The organism is Serratia sp. CY56464, from assembly GCF_052168435.1.
In the GTDB taxonomy this organism is placed as follows: Bacteria; Pseudomonadota; Gammaproteobacteria; order Enterobacterales; family Enterobacteriaceae; genus Serratia; species Serratia marcescens.
The window spans coordinates 2,124,554-2,139,267 of record NZ_JBJNMV010000001.1 but is presented as its reverse complement, the minus strand read 5'-3'; the positions used below and the strand labels follow the sequence as shown (position 1 = coordinate 2,139,267).

Here is a 14,714-nt window from a genome sequence, read left to right as displayed (position 1 = left end):
CCCATCCCCGCCTGCGGCCAGACGGCGGCGGGCGGGGGAAGGAATGAGATGCTCAATTATTTTCTGAAACGATTGCTGGGTCTGATCCCGACGCTGCTGATTGTGGCGGTGCTGGTGTTCCTGTTCGTCCACCTGCTGCCGGGCGATCCGGCGCGGCTGGCGGCGGGGCCGGAGGCCGACGAGGCGGTGGTGCAGCTGGTGCGCAAGGATTTGGGGCTGGATAAGCCGCTGCCGCAGCAGTTCGCGCACTTCTTCGGCAACGCGCTGCGGGGCGACTTCGGCATCTCGATGGTGTCCAAGCGCCCGGTGAGCGAAGAGATCGCCTCGCGCTTTATGCCGACCTTCTGGCTGACCGTCGCCAGCATGCTGTGGGCGGTGGCGTTCGGTCTGGCGATTGGCGTGGTGTCGGCGGTGTGGCGCAACCGCTGGCCGGATCGCCTCGGCATGACGCTGGCGGTGTCGGGGATCTCGTTCCCGGCCTTTGCGCTCGGCATGCTGCTGATGCAGGTGTTCTCGGTCGAGCTGGGGTGGCTGCCGACGGTGGGCGCCGACAGCTGGCGGCACTACATTCTGCCTTCGATCACCCTGGGGGCGGCGGTGGCGGCGGTGATGGCGCGCTTCACCCGCGCTTCGTTCGTCGAGGTGTTGCAGGAGGACTACATGCGCACCGCGCGCGCCAAGGGCGTGCGGGAAAGCGTGGTGGTGATGAAGCATGGCCTGCGCAACGCGATGATACCGGTAGTGACCATGATGGGGCTGCAGTTCGGCTTCCTGCTCGGCGGTTCGATCGTGGTGGAGAAGGTATTCAACTGGCCGGGGTTGGGGCGCTTGCTGGTGGATTCGGTGGAGATGCGCGATTACCCGGTGATCCAGGCCGAGGTGCTGCTGTTCTCGCTGGAGTTCATCCTGATCAACCTGCTGGTGGATATGCTGTACGCGGCGATCAACCCGGCGATTCGTTACCAATGAGGATGCGGCATGATTAAGCATTGGCGGCGCAACGCCGCACTGAAGGCGATGCCGCTTATCGACCCTAACGCGGTACGCACGCCGTGGGGTGAGTTTTGGCGGCGTTTTCGCCGTCAGCGGGCGGCGCTGGTCGCCGGCCTGTTGGTGCTGCTGCTGATTGCGGCGGCGCTGCTGGCGCCTTATCTGGCGCCGTTCGATGCGGAAAATTACTTCGATTACGACCGGCTGAATGAGGGGCCTTCGCTGGTGCACTGGCTGGGCGTAGATTCCCTCGGGCGCGATATCTTCAGCCGCATCCTGATGGGCACGCGCATTTCGCTGGCGGCCGGGGTGTTCTCGGTGTTGGCGGGCGGGGCGATCGGCACCCTGCTGGGGCTGCTGGCCGGCTACTATGAGGGCTGGTGGGATCGCCTCACCATGCGCGTCTGCGACGTGCTGTTCGCGTTTCCCGGCATTTTGCTGGCGATTGGCGTGGTGGCGATCATGGGCAGCGGCATGGCCAACGTGATCGTCGCGGTGGCGATCTTCAGCATTCCGGCCTTCGCCCGCCTGGTGCGTGGCAATACGCTGGTGCTGAAGCACCTGACCTATATCGAGTCGGCGCGCAGCATCGGCGCCTCGGACGGGACCATCATCCTGCGGCACATCCTGCCGGGCACCCTGTCTTCGATCGTGGTCTATTTCACCCTGCGCATCGGCACCTCGATCATCACCGCCGCCAGCCTGTCGTTTTTGGGCCTGGGCGCCCAGCCGCCGACGCCGGAGTGGGGGGCGATGCTCAATGAAGCGCGCGCCGATATGGTGATCGCGCCGCACGTGGCGATCTTCCCCAGCCTGGCGATATTCATCACCGTGCTGGCGTTCAACCTGTTGGGCGACGGATTGCGCGACGCGCTCGATCCGAAATTGAAGGGGTGAGGGCATCGCTGAATTGGCATACCCCTGTTTTACGAGTATAACTGATGAAAATTTGACCCGTGTATATTACAGGGATGAGGTATGGATATGGCAAATAGCAATGTGACGAAAAAGACAGTCAACGTAACCATCGATCGCGATCTTTTCCAGCGCGCAAAATCCCTGGGCGTCAATGTGTCATCCGTATTGACAGACGCATTGAGCGTCCGCGTCAGGGATATTGAGATTCAACAGTGGCGCGAGCAAAATCGCGCGGCGTTAGAAGAACTTAATCGTATCACTGAAGAAAATGGTTTGTTGTCTGATGAATATCGGACATTTTGAACATGCAATATTACCGTATATGACAATACGTATCCGGCATCAGCCTATCCCTACTTACTGGACGTTCAAAGCGATCTTATTGATGTCCTCTCGACCCGGTTAATGATCCCTCTTTATGCTTTGGATAACGTCAGGGTTAAAATTTCTGCACGTTTATGCCCGGAGATTGAGGTCAACGGCGAAAAGTTTCTTGTTATGACGCATGAGATGGCTGCCGTACGTATTTCGCAGATTGGGAAGGCCGTTGGTAATGTCAATGAGCACAGGAATCAAATTAAAGCCGCTATCGATTTTCTGATTGATGGCTTTTGAAGAAATCCGGGCGGTTAAACCGCCCGGATTTTTTATCAGCGGAACAGGTGCTCGGCGTGGAAGCGCAGGTGATCTTCCACGAAGGTGGCGATGGTGAAGTAGCTGTGATCGTACCCCGGCTGAATGCGCAGCGTCAGCGACCAGTCGCGCTGGCGCGCCAGTTCGGCCAGCCGCGCCGGCTGCAGCTGATCGGCCAGGAACTGGTCGTCATCGCCCTGATCGATAAGGACCGGCATTTTTTCCGCGCCGCTGGCCAGCAGATGGCAGCTGTCGTACTGCAGCCACTGGCTCTCGTCGCTGCCCAGATAGGCGGTGAACGCCTTGCGGCCCCACGGCACCTGGCACGGGTTGACGATCGGCGCGAAGGCCGATACCGAGCGGAAGCGCTGCGGATTGCGAAACGCCATCATCAGCGCGCCGTGGCCGCCCATCGAGTGGCCGAAGATCGACTGACGATCGCTGACGCTGAAGTGCTGTTCGATCAGCGCCGGCAGTTCGGCGCTGATGTAGTCGTACATGCGGAAGTGACGATCCCACGGTGCCTGGGTGGCGTTCAGGTAGAACCCGGCGCCCTGGCCCAGATCGTAGCCTTCGTCGTTCGGCACCTCGTCGCCGCGCGGGCTGGTGTCCGGCATCACCAGCACCAGGCCCAGCTCGGCGGCGATGCGCTGCGCGCCGGCTTTCAACGTGAAGTTCTCGTCGTTGCAGGTCAGCCCCGACAGCCAGTACAACACCGGCGGCGGGTTGTCATCGCGCGGCGGCGGCAGGTAGATGCTGAATGTCATGTTGCAATTCAGGCTCTGCGCCGCGTGGCGATAACGCTGTTGCCAGCCGCCGAACATGCGGTGCTCTTCGAGAAGTTCCAATGACAACGTCATCTCTGCCTCCTGGCTTATTTGTCGAAGTGGATGACGGAACGGATCGATTTGCCTTCGTGCATCAAATCGAACGCTTCGTTGATCTGCTCCAGCCCCATGGTGTGGGTGATAAAGTCGTTCAGCGCGAATTCGCCGTCCAGATAGCGCTCGACGATGCCCGGCAGCTGCGAACGGCCCTTGACGCCGCCGAATGCCGAACCGCGCCAGACGCGGCCGGTGACCAGCTGGAACGGCCGGGTCGAGATCTCTTCGCCGGCGCCCGCGACGCCGATGATCACCGATTCACCCCAGCCCTTGTGGCAGCACTCCAGCGCGGAACGCATCACGTTGACGTTGCCGATGCACTCGAAGGAGAAGTCGACGCCGCCGTCGGTCAGCTCGACGATCACTTCCTGAATCGGTTTGTCATAGTCTTTCGGGTTGATCAGATCGGTAGCGCCAAGCTTGCGCGCCAGATCGAACTTGCTGGTGTTGATGTCGATGCCGATGATGCGGCCCGCGCCGGCCATCTGCGCGCCGATGATCGCCGACAGGCCGATGCCACCCAGACCGAAGATCGCCACGGTGTCGCCCGGCTGCACTTTGGCGGTGTTCATCACCGCACCCATGCCGGTGGTGACGCCACAGCCCAGCAGGCACACTTCTTCCAGCGGCGCTTCCTTGTTGATTTTCGCCAGTGAAATCTCCGGCACCACGGTGTATTCGGAGAAGGTGGAGGTGCCCATGTAGTGGAAGATCGGCTTGCCGTCCTTGAAGAAGCGGGTGGTGCCGTCCGGCATCAGGCCTTTGCCCTGAGTGGCGCGGATCGCCTGGCACAGGTTGGTCTTGCCGGATTTACAGAATTTGCACTCGCCGCACTCCGGGGTGTAGAGCGGGATCACGTGATCGCCGACCGCCACGCTGGTGACGCCTTCACCGACCGCTTCCACCACGCCGCCGCCCTCGTGGCCGAGGATCGCCGGGAACACGCCTTCCGGATCTTTGCCGGACAGGGTGTAGGCGTCGGTGTGACAAACGCCGGTGGCGACGATCCGCACCAGCACTTCGCCTTTTTGCGGTGGCATCAGCTCGACTTCTTCGATCTTCAGCGGCTGGTTCGGGCCCCAGGCAACGGCGGCGCGGGTTTTGATCATCTCCATCATAGTCTCCTCAGTGGTTTTCTTTTTAAATCAGGCGATATCGACAACGTCTGATAAATCGTTGGGGGTGCTTTCATCAACAGCGGCGGTTTCCGTCTGTTCAATAATCAATTCTTTCAGCGCGCGCACGTTCGGCCCGAACGCGTCGCGGCGCCACAGCAGCCAGGTGGCGGTGTCGGCCACGTCCGGCGGCAGGGTGTGAACCCGAACCCGCTCATGGCCCGGCAGCAGGCTGAGCACCGAATGCGGGATCATCGCCAGCCCGGCGCCGCTGGCGACGCAGGCCAGCATGGCGTGATAGGACTGGATCTCCATAATCTGCCCCGGCCGCGCGCCTTCGCGCTTGAACCAGGCTTCCAGCCGCAGGCGGTAGGAGCAGCTGGCGCGAAAGGCGAACAGCGTTTCGCCGTTGGCGTCTTTGGCGCTGTGGATCGGCGCGTGATCGAGACAGGAGATCACCACCATATGTTCAGGATAGGCGATACAGCCGTTCAACTCGTCATAAGGCACCGGCCCGTCGACCAGGGCGGCCGCCAACGTACCGGCGCGCACCCGATCGGCGATTTCGCCGGAGGTGCCGGTGGTCAGCGACAGTGAAACCTGCGAGAAGCGCTGGTGGTAAGCCGCCAACAGCGAGGGCAGGCGGGTGGCGGCGGTGCTTTCCATCGAACCGAGGGCGAAGTTGCCCGCCGGTTCGCCGGCATGGGTGATGCTCATCGCCTCGTCGCTCAGCGCCAGGATGCGATTGGCGTAGCACAGAAAGTTATGGCCCATCGGCGACAGGCGCAGGCGCTGTTTTTCGCGGATAAACAGATCGGCGCCCAGCTCCTGCTCGAGCTGGCGCAGCCGGGTGGTCAGATTCGACGGCACGCGGTGCAGCTGCTCGGCGGCGCGGGCGACCGAGCCGGTTTCCGCTACGCAGCAGAACATGCGAAGCTGGGTCAGATCCATAATATTCTCGTTTCGTGATGAACTTGATTAGTATTATTCAGTTTTTGTGAGTTTAATACTGCGGCATGATACTGGCAACTTTCTTTTAACCTTTTGGATGCCGATATGGCTTTACGTATTGCCTTGAGCGGGTTTGCCGCGCTGATCGTTGCGATGGGCATTGGCCGCTTCGCTTTCACCCCGCAGGTGCCGCTGATGATCGCGGAACATCAGTTCAGCCTGACCGGCGCCGGGCTGGTGGCGGCGATCAACTATTTGGGCTACTTGTGCGGCGCCTACGACGCGATGCGCGCCACGCGCCACGTCGAGCGGCGCCTGTGGCTGGGCGTATGGGGCGCGATGGCGCTGACGCTGCTGTCGGCGCTGGCGCAGGATGAATGGACGCACGGCGCGCTGCGCTTCGTCATCGGCTGGGCCAGCGGCTGGGCGATGGTGCTGGTGGCGGCCTGGACCAACGAGCGGTTGGCGCACTACGGCCGGCCGGCGCTGAGCGCGGCGGTATTCGCCGGGCCGGGTGCCGGCATCTTCCTCAGCGGCATGCTGGCGGTGGGCATCAACGCGCTGGGGCTGACGGCGGCGCAGGCCTGGCTGGTGTATGGCGGGCTGGCGCTGGTGCTGGTCGGGGGGATTAGCGCCTTTCTGCCGCGCAGCGGCGAGCTGCATCGCCCGGACGTGGCCCCGGAGCCGCTGCTGCTGACGCCGGCGCTCAAACGCCTGGTGTGGAGCTACAGTCTGGCCGGCTTCGGCTACATCCTGCCGGCGACCTTTTTGTCGCAGATGGCGGCGGCGCGCTTTCCCGCCAGCCTGTTCGCGCAGTTCGTCTGGCCGGTGTTCGGCGGTGCGGCGGTGCTGGGGATTGTCATCGGCATTCTGACCCGCCATCGGCTGACCACCCAGACCCGGTTGGCGATCACGCTGTGGATACAGGCGGTGGGCGTGCTGAGCGCCGAAGTGGTGCCGGGCGTGGCCGGCCTGGCGCTCGGGGCGCTGCTGACCGGCGGCGGTTTCCTCTGCGTGGTGCAACTTGCTCTTCAGCACGGGCGTGAGCTGGCGCCGCGTCATGCGCGTTACATGGCCGGACTGTTGACCACCGGTTATGCGATCGGCCAACTGGTCGGGCCGATGTTGTCGGCGCTGTCGACCGCCATGACCCATCGACTGGAGCCGGCGCTGTATGTGGCAGTGGCGGCGCTGTTGGCGGCCGGGGGGCTGGTGGTGAATACCCCGGCGCGGCGGTTGGCGCAAAAAACGGTGACTCGGTGATTAAAATCCATACAAAAAACATGGAAACCCGCAGCCGGCCCGATTGTGCTAAATGCGAATATTTCACCTGCGGATGAAGCACTATCGCTGGATAATCGCCGCGCTCTCATCTACAGTGGGGGCAAAATCTTGACCGGGTTCACGTTATCCACCACGAAAACTCTGCCGTCACGAGAGCAAGCAATTCGCCGGCCGCACGCCCTACCAGGCCGCCGGCGGGTTCCGTCCGCAGGAGAACAAATACATGACATCATTAAGTAAAGAAGCCGCGCTGGTGCATGCGGCACTGGAAGAGCGTGGTCTGGAGACGCCGCTGCGCGGGGAAGTGCTGGATCGCGAAACGCGCAAGCGTCGCATCAAAGAGCACATGACCGAAATCATGCAGCTGCTGAATCTCGATCTGTCCGATGACAGCCTGGCGGAAACGCCGCATCGCATCGCCAAAATGTATGTCGACGAGATCTTCTCCGGGCTGGACTACGCCAACTTCCCGAAAATCACCGTCATCGAGAACAAGATGAAGGTGGATGAGATGGTGACGGTGCGTGATATCACGCTGACCAGCACCTGTGAACACCACTTCGTGACCATCGACGGCAAGGCTACCGTGGCCTATATCCCGAAAGACTCGGTGATCGGCCTGTCGAAGATCAACCGCATCGTGCAGTTCTTCTCCCAGCGTCCGCAGGTGCAAGAGCGCCTGACCCAGCAGATCCTGGTCGCGCTGCAGACTCTGCTCGGCACCAATAACGTGGCGGTATCGATCGATGCGGTCCATTATTGTGTCAAGGCGCGCGGCATTCGTGACGCGACCAGCGCCACCACCACCACCTCGCTGGGGGGGCTGTTCAAGTCCAGCCAGAATACCCGCCAGGAGTTCCTGCGTGCGGTGCGTCATCACCAGGGGTGATGGCGTTGCGGGGCGACCCGCAAGACGACAACAGGCGCCTGCGGGCGCCTTTTTCATGAGCGGAAGACAGCGATAAAAAATGAACAGTCATCCTCTGCCGCGCATCGCCACGCTGGACTGCGTGCGCGGCATCGCCATCCTCGGCATTTTATTGCTGAACATCAGCGCTTTCGGCTTGCCGAAGGCCGCCTACCTCAACCCGGCCTATTTGGGGATGCCGTCATCGCGCGACGCCTGGACCTGGGCGCTGCTCGATCTCTTCGCCCAGGCCAAGTTCCTGGCGATGTTCGCGCTGCTGTTCGGCGCCGGGCTGCAAATGCTGCTGCGGCGCGGCAAAAGCTGGATCCGCGCGCGCTTGTCGTGGCTGGTGCTGTTCGGCCTCGCACACGCGATCTTCCTGTGGGACGGCGACATTCTGCTGGCCTACGGGCTGATCGGCCTGGTGTGCTGGCGCATGATCCGCGAAGCCAAAGAAACCGTCCAACTGCTGAAAACCGGCGTGGTGCTGTACTTGATTGGCGTGGCGGTGCTGCTGCTGCTCGGCTTCGTCTCGCACGGTGAGCCGGGCAGCTTCTGGCAGCCGGGCGTGGCGGAGTTGCAGTACGAGAAGTTCTGGAAGCTGCAGGGCGGTTTCGAAGCCTGGCGCAGCCGCGCCGATTTGCTCTCCTCCAGCCTGCTGGCCATCGGCGCGCAGTATGGCTGGGAGCTGGCGGGGCTGATGCTGTTCGGCGCCGGGCTGATGCGCAGCGGCTGGCTGCGCGGCAGCTACTCATCCGGCTATTACCTGCGGCAGGCGGCGTGGCTGCTGCCGCTTTCGGTGCTGATCCAGCTGCCGGCGGTGGCGCTGCAATGGCAGGTGCAGTGGGACTATCGCTGGAGCGGTTTCCTGCTGCAGGTCCCGCGTGAGCTGGGCGCACCGCTGCAGGCGATGGGCTATCTGGCGCTGTGTTACGGTTTTTGGCCCGCACTGTCGCGCCTGCGCATCGCCCGCTGGCTGACCCTGGTGGGGCGTATGGCGTTGAGCAACTACCTGCTGCAAACGCTGATCTGCACCACGCTATTTTATCGTTTCGGCCTCTATGAGCAGTTTGACCGGCTGCAGCTGTTGGCGTTCGTGCCGCTGGTCTGGCTGACCAACCTGGCGTTTTCCGCACTGTGGCTGCGTTACTTCGAGCAGGGGCCGATGGAATGGCTGTGGCGCAAGCTGACTCAGCTGGCCGCCGGCGCAGCGGAACCCAGGACGCTGAAGTGAGCGCCCGTCGGCAGGTTAAAAAAATGTATGTAAACGTTTTCTTTCCTGTGACGTAATTCACGCAGAGCAGCGGGCCAATCGGGGTAGGATAGCGCCACCGGCCACAACCCCGATTTCAGGATCCCGCATGCCTCCAGTTCATCCGATCACCATTCGCGACGTGGCGAAACGCGCCGGGGTCTCCGTGGCGACCGTCTCCCGCGTGCTGAACCACAGCGCGCTGACCAGCAAAGAGACGCGCGAGCAGGTGCTGCAGGCGGTGGCGGATCTGGGCTATCGCCCCAACGCCAACGCGCAGGCGTTAGCGACCCAAAGCAGCGATACCCTGGGCGTGGTGGTGATGGACGTCTCCGATCCGTTCTTCGGCGCGCTGGTGAAAGCGGTAGACACGGTGGCGCAGAAACACCACAAGTATCTGCTGATCGGCAACAGCTATCATCAGGCGGACAAAGAGCGCCACGCGATCGAAGTGCTGATCCGCCAACGCTGTAACGCCCTGATTGTTCACGCCAAAGCCCTGAGCGACGCCGAGCTGATCGGTTTTCTGGAGCAGGTGCCGGGCATGGTGCTGATCAACCGGATTATCCCCGGCTATGAGCCGCGCTGCGTCGGGCTGGATAACGTCTGCGGCGCAGAAATGGCGATGCGTCTTTTGCTGTCGCAGGGCCATCGGCGCATCGGCTATCTGGGCTCCAATCACCCGATCGAAGACGGGCCGCTGCGCCAGCAGGGCTATGCGCAGGCGATGGCCGCCGCCGGGCTGGCCACGCCCGACAACTGGCGTGCCTATGGTTCGCCGGATCTGCAAGGCGGCGAGGCGGCGATGGTGGAGCTGCTGGGGCGCAACTTACAGCTGAGCGCAGTGTTCGCCTACAACGACGCCATGGCCGCCGGCGCTATGGCGGTGTTGAAAGAAAACGGTATCACGGTGCCGCAGCATTTCTCGCTGATCGGCTTCGACGACATCCCCATCGCGCGTTACACCAGCCCCAAACTCACCACGGTGCGCTACCCGATCGTCTCGATGGCCACGCTGGCCACCGAGCTGGCATTGCAGGGCGCAGCAGGCCTGGCGGAGCCGCAGGCCGGTCATCTGTTCATGCCGACGCTGGTGCGGCGCCATTCTGTCGCCCCCTGGCAAAGTGAGGCGACGGTCACTCTCTGACGATTTAATCTTGTGTAACCGTTTTCAATCTGTGAGAAAATTCACAGAATATTAACATCGCGCCGTCTATGCTCTAGGCGTTTTCCGGCGCAAAGACCCTTGCCGCTGCAACCTTTATCTCGCGCTGACACAGCATTTCTCGGAAATAACAAGATCCACGGACGACAGGTGTTGAGTGGAAATCGCCAGGCCTGGGGTGTGCGCACTGCCGGTGACCATTGGCTCAAAGACGAGTAATACCCTACACAGAACCGGAGACTGACAATGAATAAGAAGGTTTTCACCCTGGCCGCCATGGCCGCAGCCATGATGTTTGGCGCCGCAGCCCATGCTGACACCCGTATTGGCGTCACGATTTACAAATACGACGACAACTTCATGTCGGTGGTGCGCAAGGCGATCGAGAAAGACGCCAAGGCTTCACCGGACGTTACCCTGTTGATGAATGACTCGCAGAACGATCAGTCCAAGCAGAACGATCAGATCGATGTGCTGCTGGCCAAAGGCGTGAAAGCGCTGGCGATCAACCTGGTCGACCCGGCCGCGGCGCCGGTGGTTATCGATAAGGCGCGCGCAAACGATATCCCGGTGGTGTTCTACAACAAAGAACCTTCCCGCAAGGCGTTGGACAGCTATGACAAGGCATATTACGTCGGCACCGACTCCAAAGAGTCCGGCGTGATCCAGGGCGAACTGATCGCCAAACACTGGCAAGCCAACCCGGCCTGGGATCTGAACAAAGACGGCCAGATCCAGTTCGTGTTGCTGAAAGGCGAGCCGGGCCACCCGGATGCCGAAGCGCGCACCACCTACGTGGTGAAAACGCTGAACGAAAAAGGCATCAAGACCCAGCAGCTGCAGATGGATACCGCGATGTGGGATACCGCGCAGGCGAAAGACAAGATGGATGCCTGGCTCTCCGGCCCTAACGCCAACAAGATCGAAGTGGTGATCGCCAACAACGACGCCATGGCGATGGGCGCGGTGGAAGCGCTGAAAGCGCACAACAAGACCAGTATTCCGGTGTTCGGCGTCGATGCGCTGCCTGAAGCGCTGGCGCTGGTGAAATCCGGCGCGATGGCGGGCACGGTGCTGAACGACGCCGACAACCAGGCGAAGGCCACCTTCGAGCTGGCGAAAAACCTGGCGGCGGGCAAGCCGGCCACCGAAGGCACCCAATATAAAATCGAAAATAAAGTCGTGCGTATTCCTTACGTCGGCGTAGATAAAGACAACCTGTCTCAGTTTGTTAAATAAGAATTGAGATCCCGCTAAGACCCCGCCTGCGGCGCCAACACCAGGGATACCGCCGGCGGGGATGTTTACGACTGCAAGATCGTTAAGCCAGGTGTATTTATGGCCGATAGCTCACGCGAATTTTTGCTGGAAATGACGGATATCTGTAAGTCATTTCCCGGCGTCAAAGCCTTGGACAATGTCAATTTACGCGTCCGTCCGCACTCGATTCACGCCCTGATGGGGGAGAACGGCGCGGGGAAATCGACGTTGTTGAAATGCCTGTTCGGCATTTACAAAAAAGACAGCGGCAGCATTGTATTTCAGGGCCGGGAAATCGATTTCAAGAGCTCGAAGGAAGCGCTGGAACACGGCGTTTCGATGGTGCATCAGGAGCTGAACCTGGTGCTGCAACGCACCGTGATGGACAACATGTGGTTGGGACGCTACCCGACCAAAGGCCTGTTCGTCGATCAGGACAAGATGTTCAAAGACACCCAGGCGATCTTCGACGAGCTGGATATCGACATCAACCCGCGCGAAAAGGTGGGCAACCTGTCGGTGTCGCAGATGCAGATGATCGAGATTGCCAAGGCGTTTTCCTACGACGCCAAGATCGTCATCATGGATGAACCGACCTCTTCGCTGACGGAGAAAGAGGTCAATCACCTGTTCACCATCATCCGCAAGCTGAAAGAACGCGGCTGCGGCATCGTCTATATCTCGCACAAGATGGAGGAGATCTTCCAGCTGTGCGACGAGATAACGGTGCTGCGCGACGGCCAGTGGATCGCCACCCAGCCGCTGGAAGGGCTGGATATGGACAAGATCATCGCCATGATGGTCGGCCGCTCGCTGAGCCAGCGCTTCCCCGACAGGCAAAACACGCCGGGTGAGGTGATCCTCGAGGTGAAAAACCTGACGTCGCTGCGCCAGCCTTCGATCCGCGATGTGTCCTTCGATCTGCATCAAGGGGAGATCCTCGGCATCGCCGGGCTGGTGGGCGCCAAACGCACCGATATCGTCGAGACCCTGTTCGGCATTCGCGAAAAGGTGGCGGGCACCATCAAGCTGCACGGCAAGGCGATCGACAACCACAGCGCCAACGAAGCGATTAACCACGGTTTTGCGCTGGTGACCGAAGAGCGCCGATCCACCGGGATTTACGCTTACCTCGATGTGGGCTTCAACTCGCTGATCTCCAACATTCGCAATTATAAAAACAAGCTCGGCCTGCTGGATAACGCGCGGATGAAGAGCGACACCCAGTGGGTGATCGACGCCATGCGGGTGAAAACGCCGGGGCATCACACCCATATCGGCTCGCTGTCCGGCGGCAACCAGCAGAAGGTGATCATCGGCCGCTGGCTGCTGACGCAGCCGGAGATCCTGATGCTGGATGAACCGACGCGCGGCATCGACGTGGGCGCCAAGTTCGAGATTTATCAGCTGATGACCGAACTGGCGAAGAAGGGCAAGGGGATCATTATCGTCTCGTCCGAAATGCCGGAGCTTTTGGGGATCACCGACCGTATTTTGGTGATGAGCAATGGTCAGGTTGCGGGCATCGTTAACACCAAACAGACCTCGCAAAATGAAATCTTACGTCTCGCCTCCCTGCACCTTTAAGGATCGGAATTATGAACGCGCTAAATAAAAAAACCTTATTTACCTATTTCAAGGAAGGCGGCATTTACGTGGTGTTGCTGGTGCTGTTGGCCATCATCATCATTCAGGATCCTACCTTCCTCAGCCTGATGAACCTGAGCAACATCCTGACGCAGTCTTCGGTGCGCATCATCATCGCGCTGGGCGTGGCGGGGCTGATCGTGACTCAGGGCACCGACCTGTCCGCCGGGCGGCAGGTGGGGTTGGCGGCGGTGGTGGCGGCCACGCTGCTGCAATCGATGGATAACGTCAACAAGGTGTTCCCGCACATGGAAACCTGGTCGATTCCCCTGGTCATCCTGCTGGTGTGCGCGGTCGGTGCGGTGATCGGCCTGGTTAACGGCCTGATTATCGCCTATCTCAACGTGACGCCGTTCATCACCACCTTGGGCACCATGATCATCGTCTACGGCATCAACTCGCTGTATTACGATTCGGTCGGCGCGTCGCCGGTCGCGGGCTTTGATCCGAAGTTTTCCACCTTTGCCCAGGGCTTCTTGCGCTTCGGCGACTTTAAGCTGTCCTACATCACCTTTTACGCGCTGATCGCCATCATATTCGTCTGGATCCTGTGGACCAAGACCCGCTTCGGCAAGAACATCTTCGCCATCGGCGGCAACCCGGAAGCGGCCAAGGTGTCCGGGGTCAACGTGCCGTTGAACCTGATCATGATCTATGCGCTGTCCGGCGTGTTCTACGCCTTCGGCGGCTTGCTGGAAGCGGGACGCATCGGCAGCGCCACCAATAACCTCGGCTTTATGTATGAGCTGGACGCCATCGCCGCCTGCGTGGTGGGGGGCGTCTCCTTCGCCGGCGGGGTGGGTACGGTGTGGGGCGTGGTGACCGGGGTGATCATCTTTACCGTCATCAACTACGGCCTGACCTATATCGGCATCAACCCGTACTGGCAGTACATCATCAAGGGCAGCATCATCATCTTCGCCGTGGCGCTGGACTCGTTGAAATACGCCAAGAAGAAGTAGGTTTACCGCAGTACAGACAACAAGGCCGGCCTATTGCCGGCCTTGTTACGTTGGGGCGCTGTACGGTGCCAGGCAAAATAATAAGGCATTATTTGGCAATGGCTGGCGAGGTATCTCGGGATATCGCCTGATCTTAGGCTGGATTGGTTACAGCGTGACACAGTTTTCGGGCTACCAACGCGGTATGAAGTCAGTAAACTTGTTTCACCTACCGTTTTCGGGGAGCAAACTATGCCTGTATTTACCATTACGCTGAAAAGTCGTAATACGCTTGATAAGAAAAGAATTTCATCAGCTATTCACGCGGCGGTAGTAAAAACCGGCTATCCTGCGAACGATCAATTCCAGCGCTTTATCCGTCTTGAGGAAGACGATTTATATGTGGATCCCACTTATCCTGACCTGGATTCCCCCCGCAGCGCCAACTTCGTGTTGATTGAAGCCATGCTTTCCTCTGGTTCCCCTGACGCCCGCAAACAATTGCTCTTGCAATCACTGGTACAGGAACTCACCCTGATTGGACTGGACAGCAATGATCTGATGGTCCTCTTCATTGAATTGGACCGTTTGAATAGTTCATTCGGCGGTGGCAGAAGGGCATCCCCGCTTTCAATGCCGCAATAAGCTGTCAGCGTACGTAGAGAGCGCTTTACGCAAATCATCCGGTATTCGTTAACACTTTGTTTTCTCTTGGATAATACGCCCTTTTAGCGTATTGCCGAGGCGCGTGTCAAACCCTCTGCCGG

At 60.3% G+C, this 14,714-nt stretch carries 15 protein-coding genes; 12 read left to right on the top strand and 3 right to left on the bottom strand.

Annotated features, from left to right (window positions below; all coding sequences use genetic code 11):
* Positions 1 to 48: 48 nt before the first annotated feature.
* The 4 genes from gsiC (at position 49) to ACJ8KE_RS10340 (ending at position 2,523) form a co-directional block, all read left to right on the top strand.
* Positions 49 to 969: a glutathione ABC transporter permease GsiC gene (gene gsiC / locus ACJ8KE_RS10355; protein ID WP_016928458.1), complete on the top strand. Its 921-nt coding sequence runs from the start codon at positions 49 to 51 to the stop codon at positions 967 to 969.
* 9 nt (positions 970 to 978) lie between these two features.
* Complete coding sequence (gene gsiD / locus ACJ8KE_RS10350; protein ID WP_016928457.1) at positions 979 to 1,887, top strand: glutathione ABC transporter permease GsiD; 909 nt, start codon at positions 979 to 981, stop codon at positions 1,885 to 1,887.
* Positions 1,888 to 1,968: 81 nt separating this feature from the next.
* The gene (locus ACJ8KE_RS10345) at positions 1,969 to 2,211 is read left to right on the top strand and encodes a type II toxin-antitoxin system CcdA family antitoxin (RefSeq protein ID WP_079449478.1); all 243 of its coding nucleotides are present in this window, start codon (positions 1,969 to 1,971) and stop codon (positions 2,209 to 2,211) included.
* 9 nt (positions 2,212 to 2,220) lie between these two features.
* On the top strand, positions 2,221 to 2,523 hold the full coding sequence (locus ACJ8KE_RS10340) for a CcdB family protein (RefSeq protein WP_028127948.1): 303 nt from the start codon (positions 2,221 to 2,223) through the stop codon (positions 2,521 to 2,523).
* A gap of 35 nt (positions 2,524 to 2,558) precedes the next feature.
* On the opposite strand, the gene fghA is transcribed toward ACJ8KE_RS10340, so the two are convergent.
* The 3 genes from fghA to ptrR are packed head-to-tail and all read right to left on the bottom strand — an operon-like array spanning position 2,559 to position 5,491.
* Complete coding sequence (gene fghA, locus ACJ8KE_RS10335; protein ID WP_079450984.1) at positions 2,559 to 3,401, bottom strand: S-formylglutathione hydrolase; 843 nt, start codon at positions 3,399 to 3,401, stop codon at positions 2,559 to 2,561.
* A gap of 14 nt (positions 3,402 to 3,415) precedes the next feature.
* The gene (locus ACJ8KE_RS10330; protein WP_016928454.1) at positions 3,416 to 4,540 is read right to left on the bottom strand and encodes an S-(hydroxymethyl)glutathione dehydrogenase/class III alcohol dehydrogenase; all 1,125 of its coding nucleotides are present in this window, start codon (positions 4,538 to 4,540) and stop codon (positions 3,416 to 3,418) included.
* A gap of 30 nt (positions 4,541 to 4,570) precedes the next feature.
* A complete protein-coding gene (gene ptrR / locus ACJ8KE_RS10325; RefSeq protein ID WP_016928453.1) occupies positions 4,571 to 5,491 on the bottom strand; it encodes a putrescine utilization regulator PtrR in 921 nt (306 codons plus the stop codon).
* 105 nt (positions 5,492 to 5,596) lie between these two features.
* On the opposite strand from ptrR, the gene ACJ8KE_RS10320 reads away from it, so the two are divergent.
* The 8 genes from ACJ8KE_RS10320 (at position 5,597) to ACJ8KE_RS10285 (ending at position 14,592) form a co-directional block, all read left to right on the top strand.
* Complete coding sequence (locus tag ACJ8KE_RS10320; protein ID WP_079450985.1) at positions 5,597 to 6,754, top strand: YbfB/YjiJ family MFS transporter; 1,158 nt, start codon at positions 5,597 to 5,599, stop codon at positions 6,752 to 6,754.
* 244 nt (positions 6,755 to 6,998) lie between these two features.
* Complete coding sequence (gene folE, locus ACJ8KE_RS10315; RefSeq protein WP_004938969.1) at positions 6,999 to 7,664, top strand: GTP cyclohydrolase I FolE; 666 nt, start codon at positions 6,999 to 7,001, stop codon at positions 7,662 to 7,664.
* Positions 7,665 to 7,743: 79 nt separating this feature from the next.
* Positions 7,744 to 8,916 carry a DUF418 domain-containing protein YeiB gene (yeiB, locus tag ACJ8KE_RS10310; RefSeq protein WP_016928451.1) on the top strand — a complete coding sequence of 391 codons (1,173 nt, stop codon included), beginning with the start codon at positions 7,744 to 7,746 and terminating at the stop codon, positions 8,914 to 8,916.
* Positions 8,917 to 9,043: 127 nt separating this feature from the next.
* A complete protein-coding gene (gene galS / locus ACJ8KE_RS10305; protein WP_016928450.1) occupies positions 9,044 to 10,081 on the top strand; it encodes an HTH-type transcriptional regulator GalS in 1,038 nt (345 codons plus the stop codon).
* 264 nt (positions 10,082 to 10,345) lie between these two features.
* On the top strand, positions 10,346 to 11,338 hold the full coding sequence (gene mglB / locus ACJ8KE_RS10300; protein WP_004938962.1) for a galactose/glucose ABC transporter substrate-binding protein MglB: 993 nt from the start codon (positions 10,346 to 10,348) through the stop codon (positions 11,336 to 11,338).
* 99 nt (positions 11,339 to 11,437) lie between these two features.
* Positions 11,438 to 12,946 (top strand): galactose/methyl galactoside ABC transporter ATP-binding protein MglA, encoded by a 1,509-nt coding sequence (mglA, locus tag ACJ8KE_RS10295; protein WP_004938959.1) that lies wholly within the window; start codon positions 11,438 to 11,440, stop codon positions 12,944 to 12,946.
* A gap of 11 nt (positions 12,947 to 12,957) precedes the next feature.
* Complete coding sequence (mglC, locus tag ACJ8KE_RS10290) at positions 12,958 to 13,968, top strand: galactose/methyl galactoside ABC transporter permease MglC (protein WP_004938953.1); 1,011 nt, start codon at positions 12,958 to 12,960, stop codon at positions 13,966 to 13,968.
* Positions 13,969 to 14,199: 231 nt separating this feature from the next.
* Positions 14,200 to 14,592 carry a tautomerase family protein gene (locus ACJ8KE_RS10285; RefSeq protein WP_079450986.1) on the top strand — a complete coding sequence of 131 codons (393 nt, stop codon included), beginning with the start codon at positions 14,200 to 14,202 and terminating at the stop codon, positions 14,590 to 14,592.
* The last annotated feature ends 122 nt before the right edge of the window (positions 14,593 to 14,714 follow it).

Bases quoted from the DNA above. Each gene is read 5' to 3' on its own strand.
- gsiC (WP_016928458.1), top strand. From the start codon at position 49: ATGCTCAATTATTTTCTGAAACGATTGCTGGGTCTGATCCCGACGCTG.
- gsiD (WP_016928457.1), top strand. From the start codon at position 979: ATGATTAAGCATTGGCGGCGCAACGCCGCACTGAAGGCGATGCCGCTT.
- ACJ8KE_RS10345 (WP_079449478.1), top strand. From the start codon at position 1,969: ATGGATATGGCAAATAGCAATGTGACGAAAAAGACAGTCAACGTAACC.
- fghA (WP_079450984.1), bottom strand. From the start codon at position 3,401: ATGACGTTGTCATTGGAACTTCTCGAAGAGCACCGCATGTTCGGCGGC.
- ACJ8KE_RS10330 (WP_016928454.1), bottom strand. From the start codon at position 4,540: ATGGAGATGATCAAAACCCGCGCCGCCGTTGCCTGGGGCCCGAACCAG.
- ptrR (WP_016928453.1), bottom strand. From the start codon at position 5,491: ATGGATCTGACCCAGCTTCGCATGTTCTGCTGCGTAGCGGAAACCGGC.
- ACJ8KE_RS10320 (WP_079450985.1), top strand. From the start codon at position 5,597: ATGGCTTTACGTATTGCCTTGAGCGGGTTTGCCGCGCTGATCGTTGCG.
- folE (WP_004938969.1), top strand. From the start codon at position 6,999: ATGACATCATTAAGTAAAGAAGCCGCGCTGGTGCATGCGGCACTGGAA.
- yeiB (WP_016928451.1), top strand. From the start codon at position 7,744: ATGAACAGTCATCCTCTGCCGCGCATCGCCACGCTGGACTGCGTGCGC.
- galS (WP_016928450.1), top strand. From the start codon at position 9,044: ATGCCTCCAGTTCATCCGATCACCATTCGCGACGTGGCGAAACGCGCC.
- mglB (WP_004938962.1), top strand. From the start codon at position 10,346: ATGAATAAGAAGGTTTTCACCCTGGCCGCCATGGCCGCAGCCATGATG.
- mglA (WP_004938959.1), top strand. From the start codon at position 11,438: ATGGCCGATAGCTCACGCGAATTTTTGCTGGAAATGACGGATATCTGT.
- mglC (WP_004938953.1), top strand. From the start codon at position 12,958: ATGAACGCGCTAAATAAAAAAACCTTATTTACCTATTTCAAGGAAGGC.
- ACJ8KE_RS10285 (WP_079450986.1), top strand. From the start codon at position 14,200: ATGCCTGTATTTACCATTACGCTGAAAAGTCGTAATACGCTTGATAAG.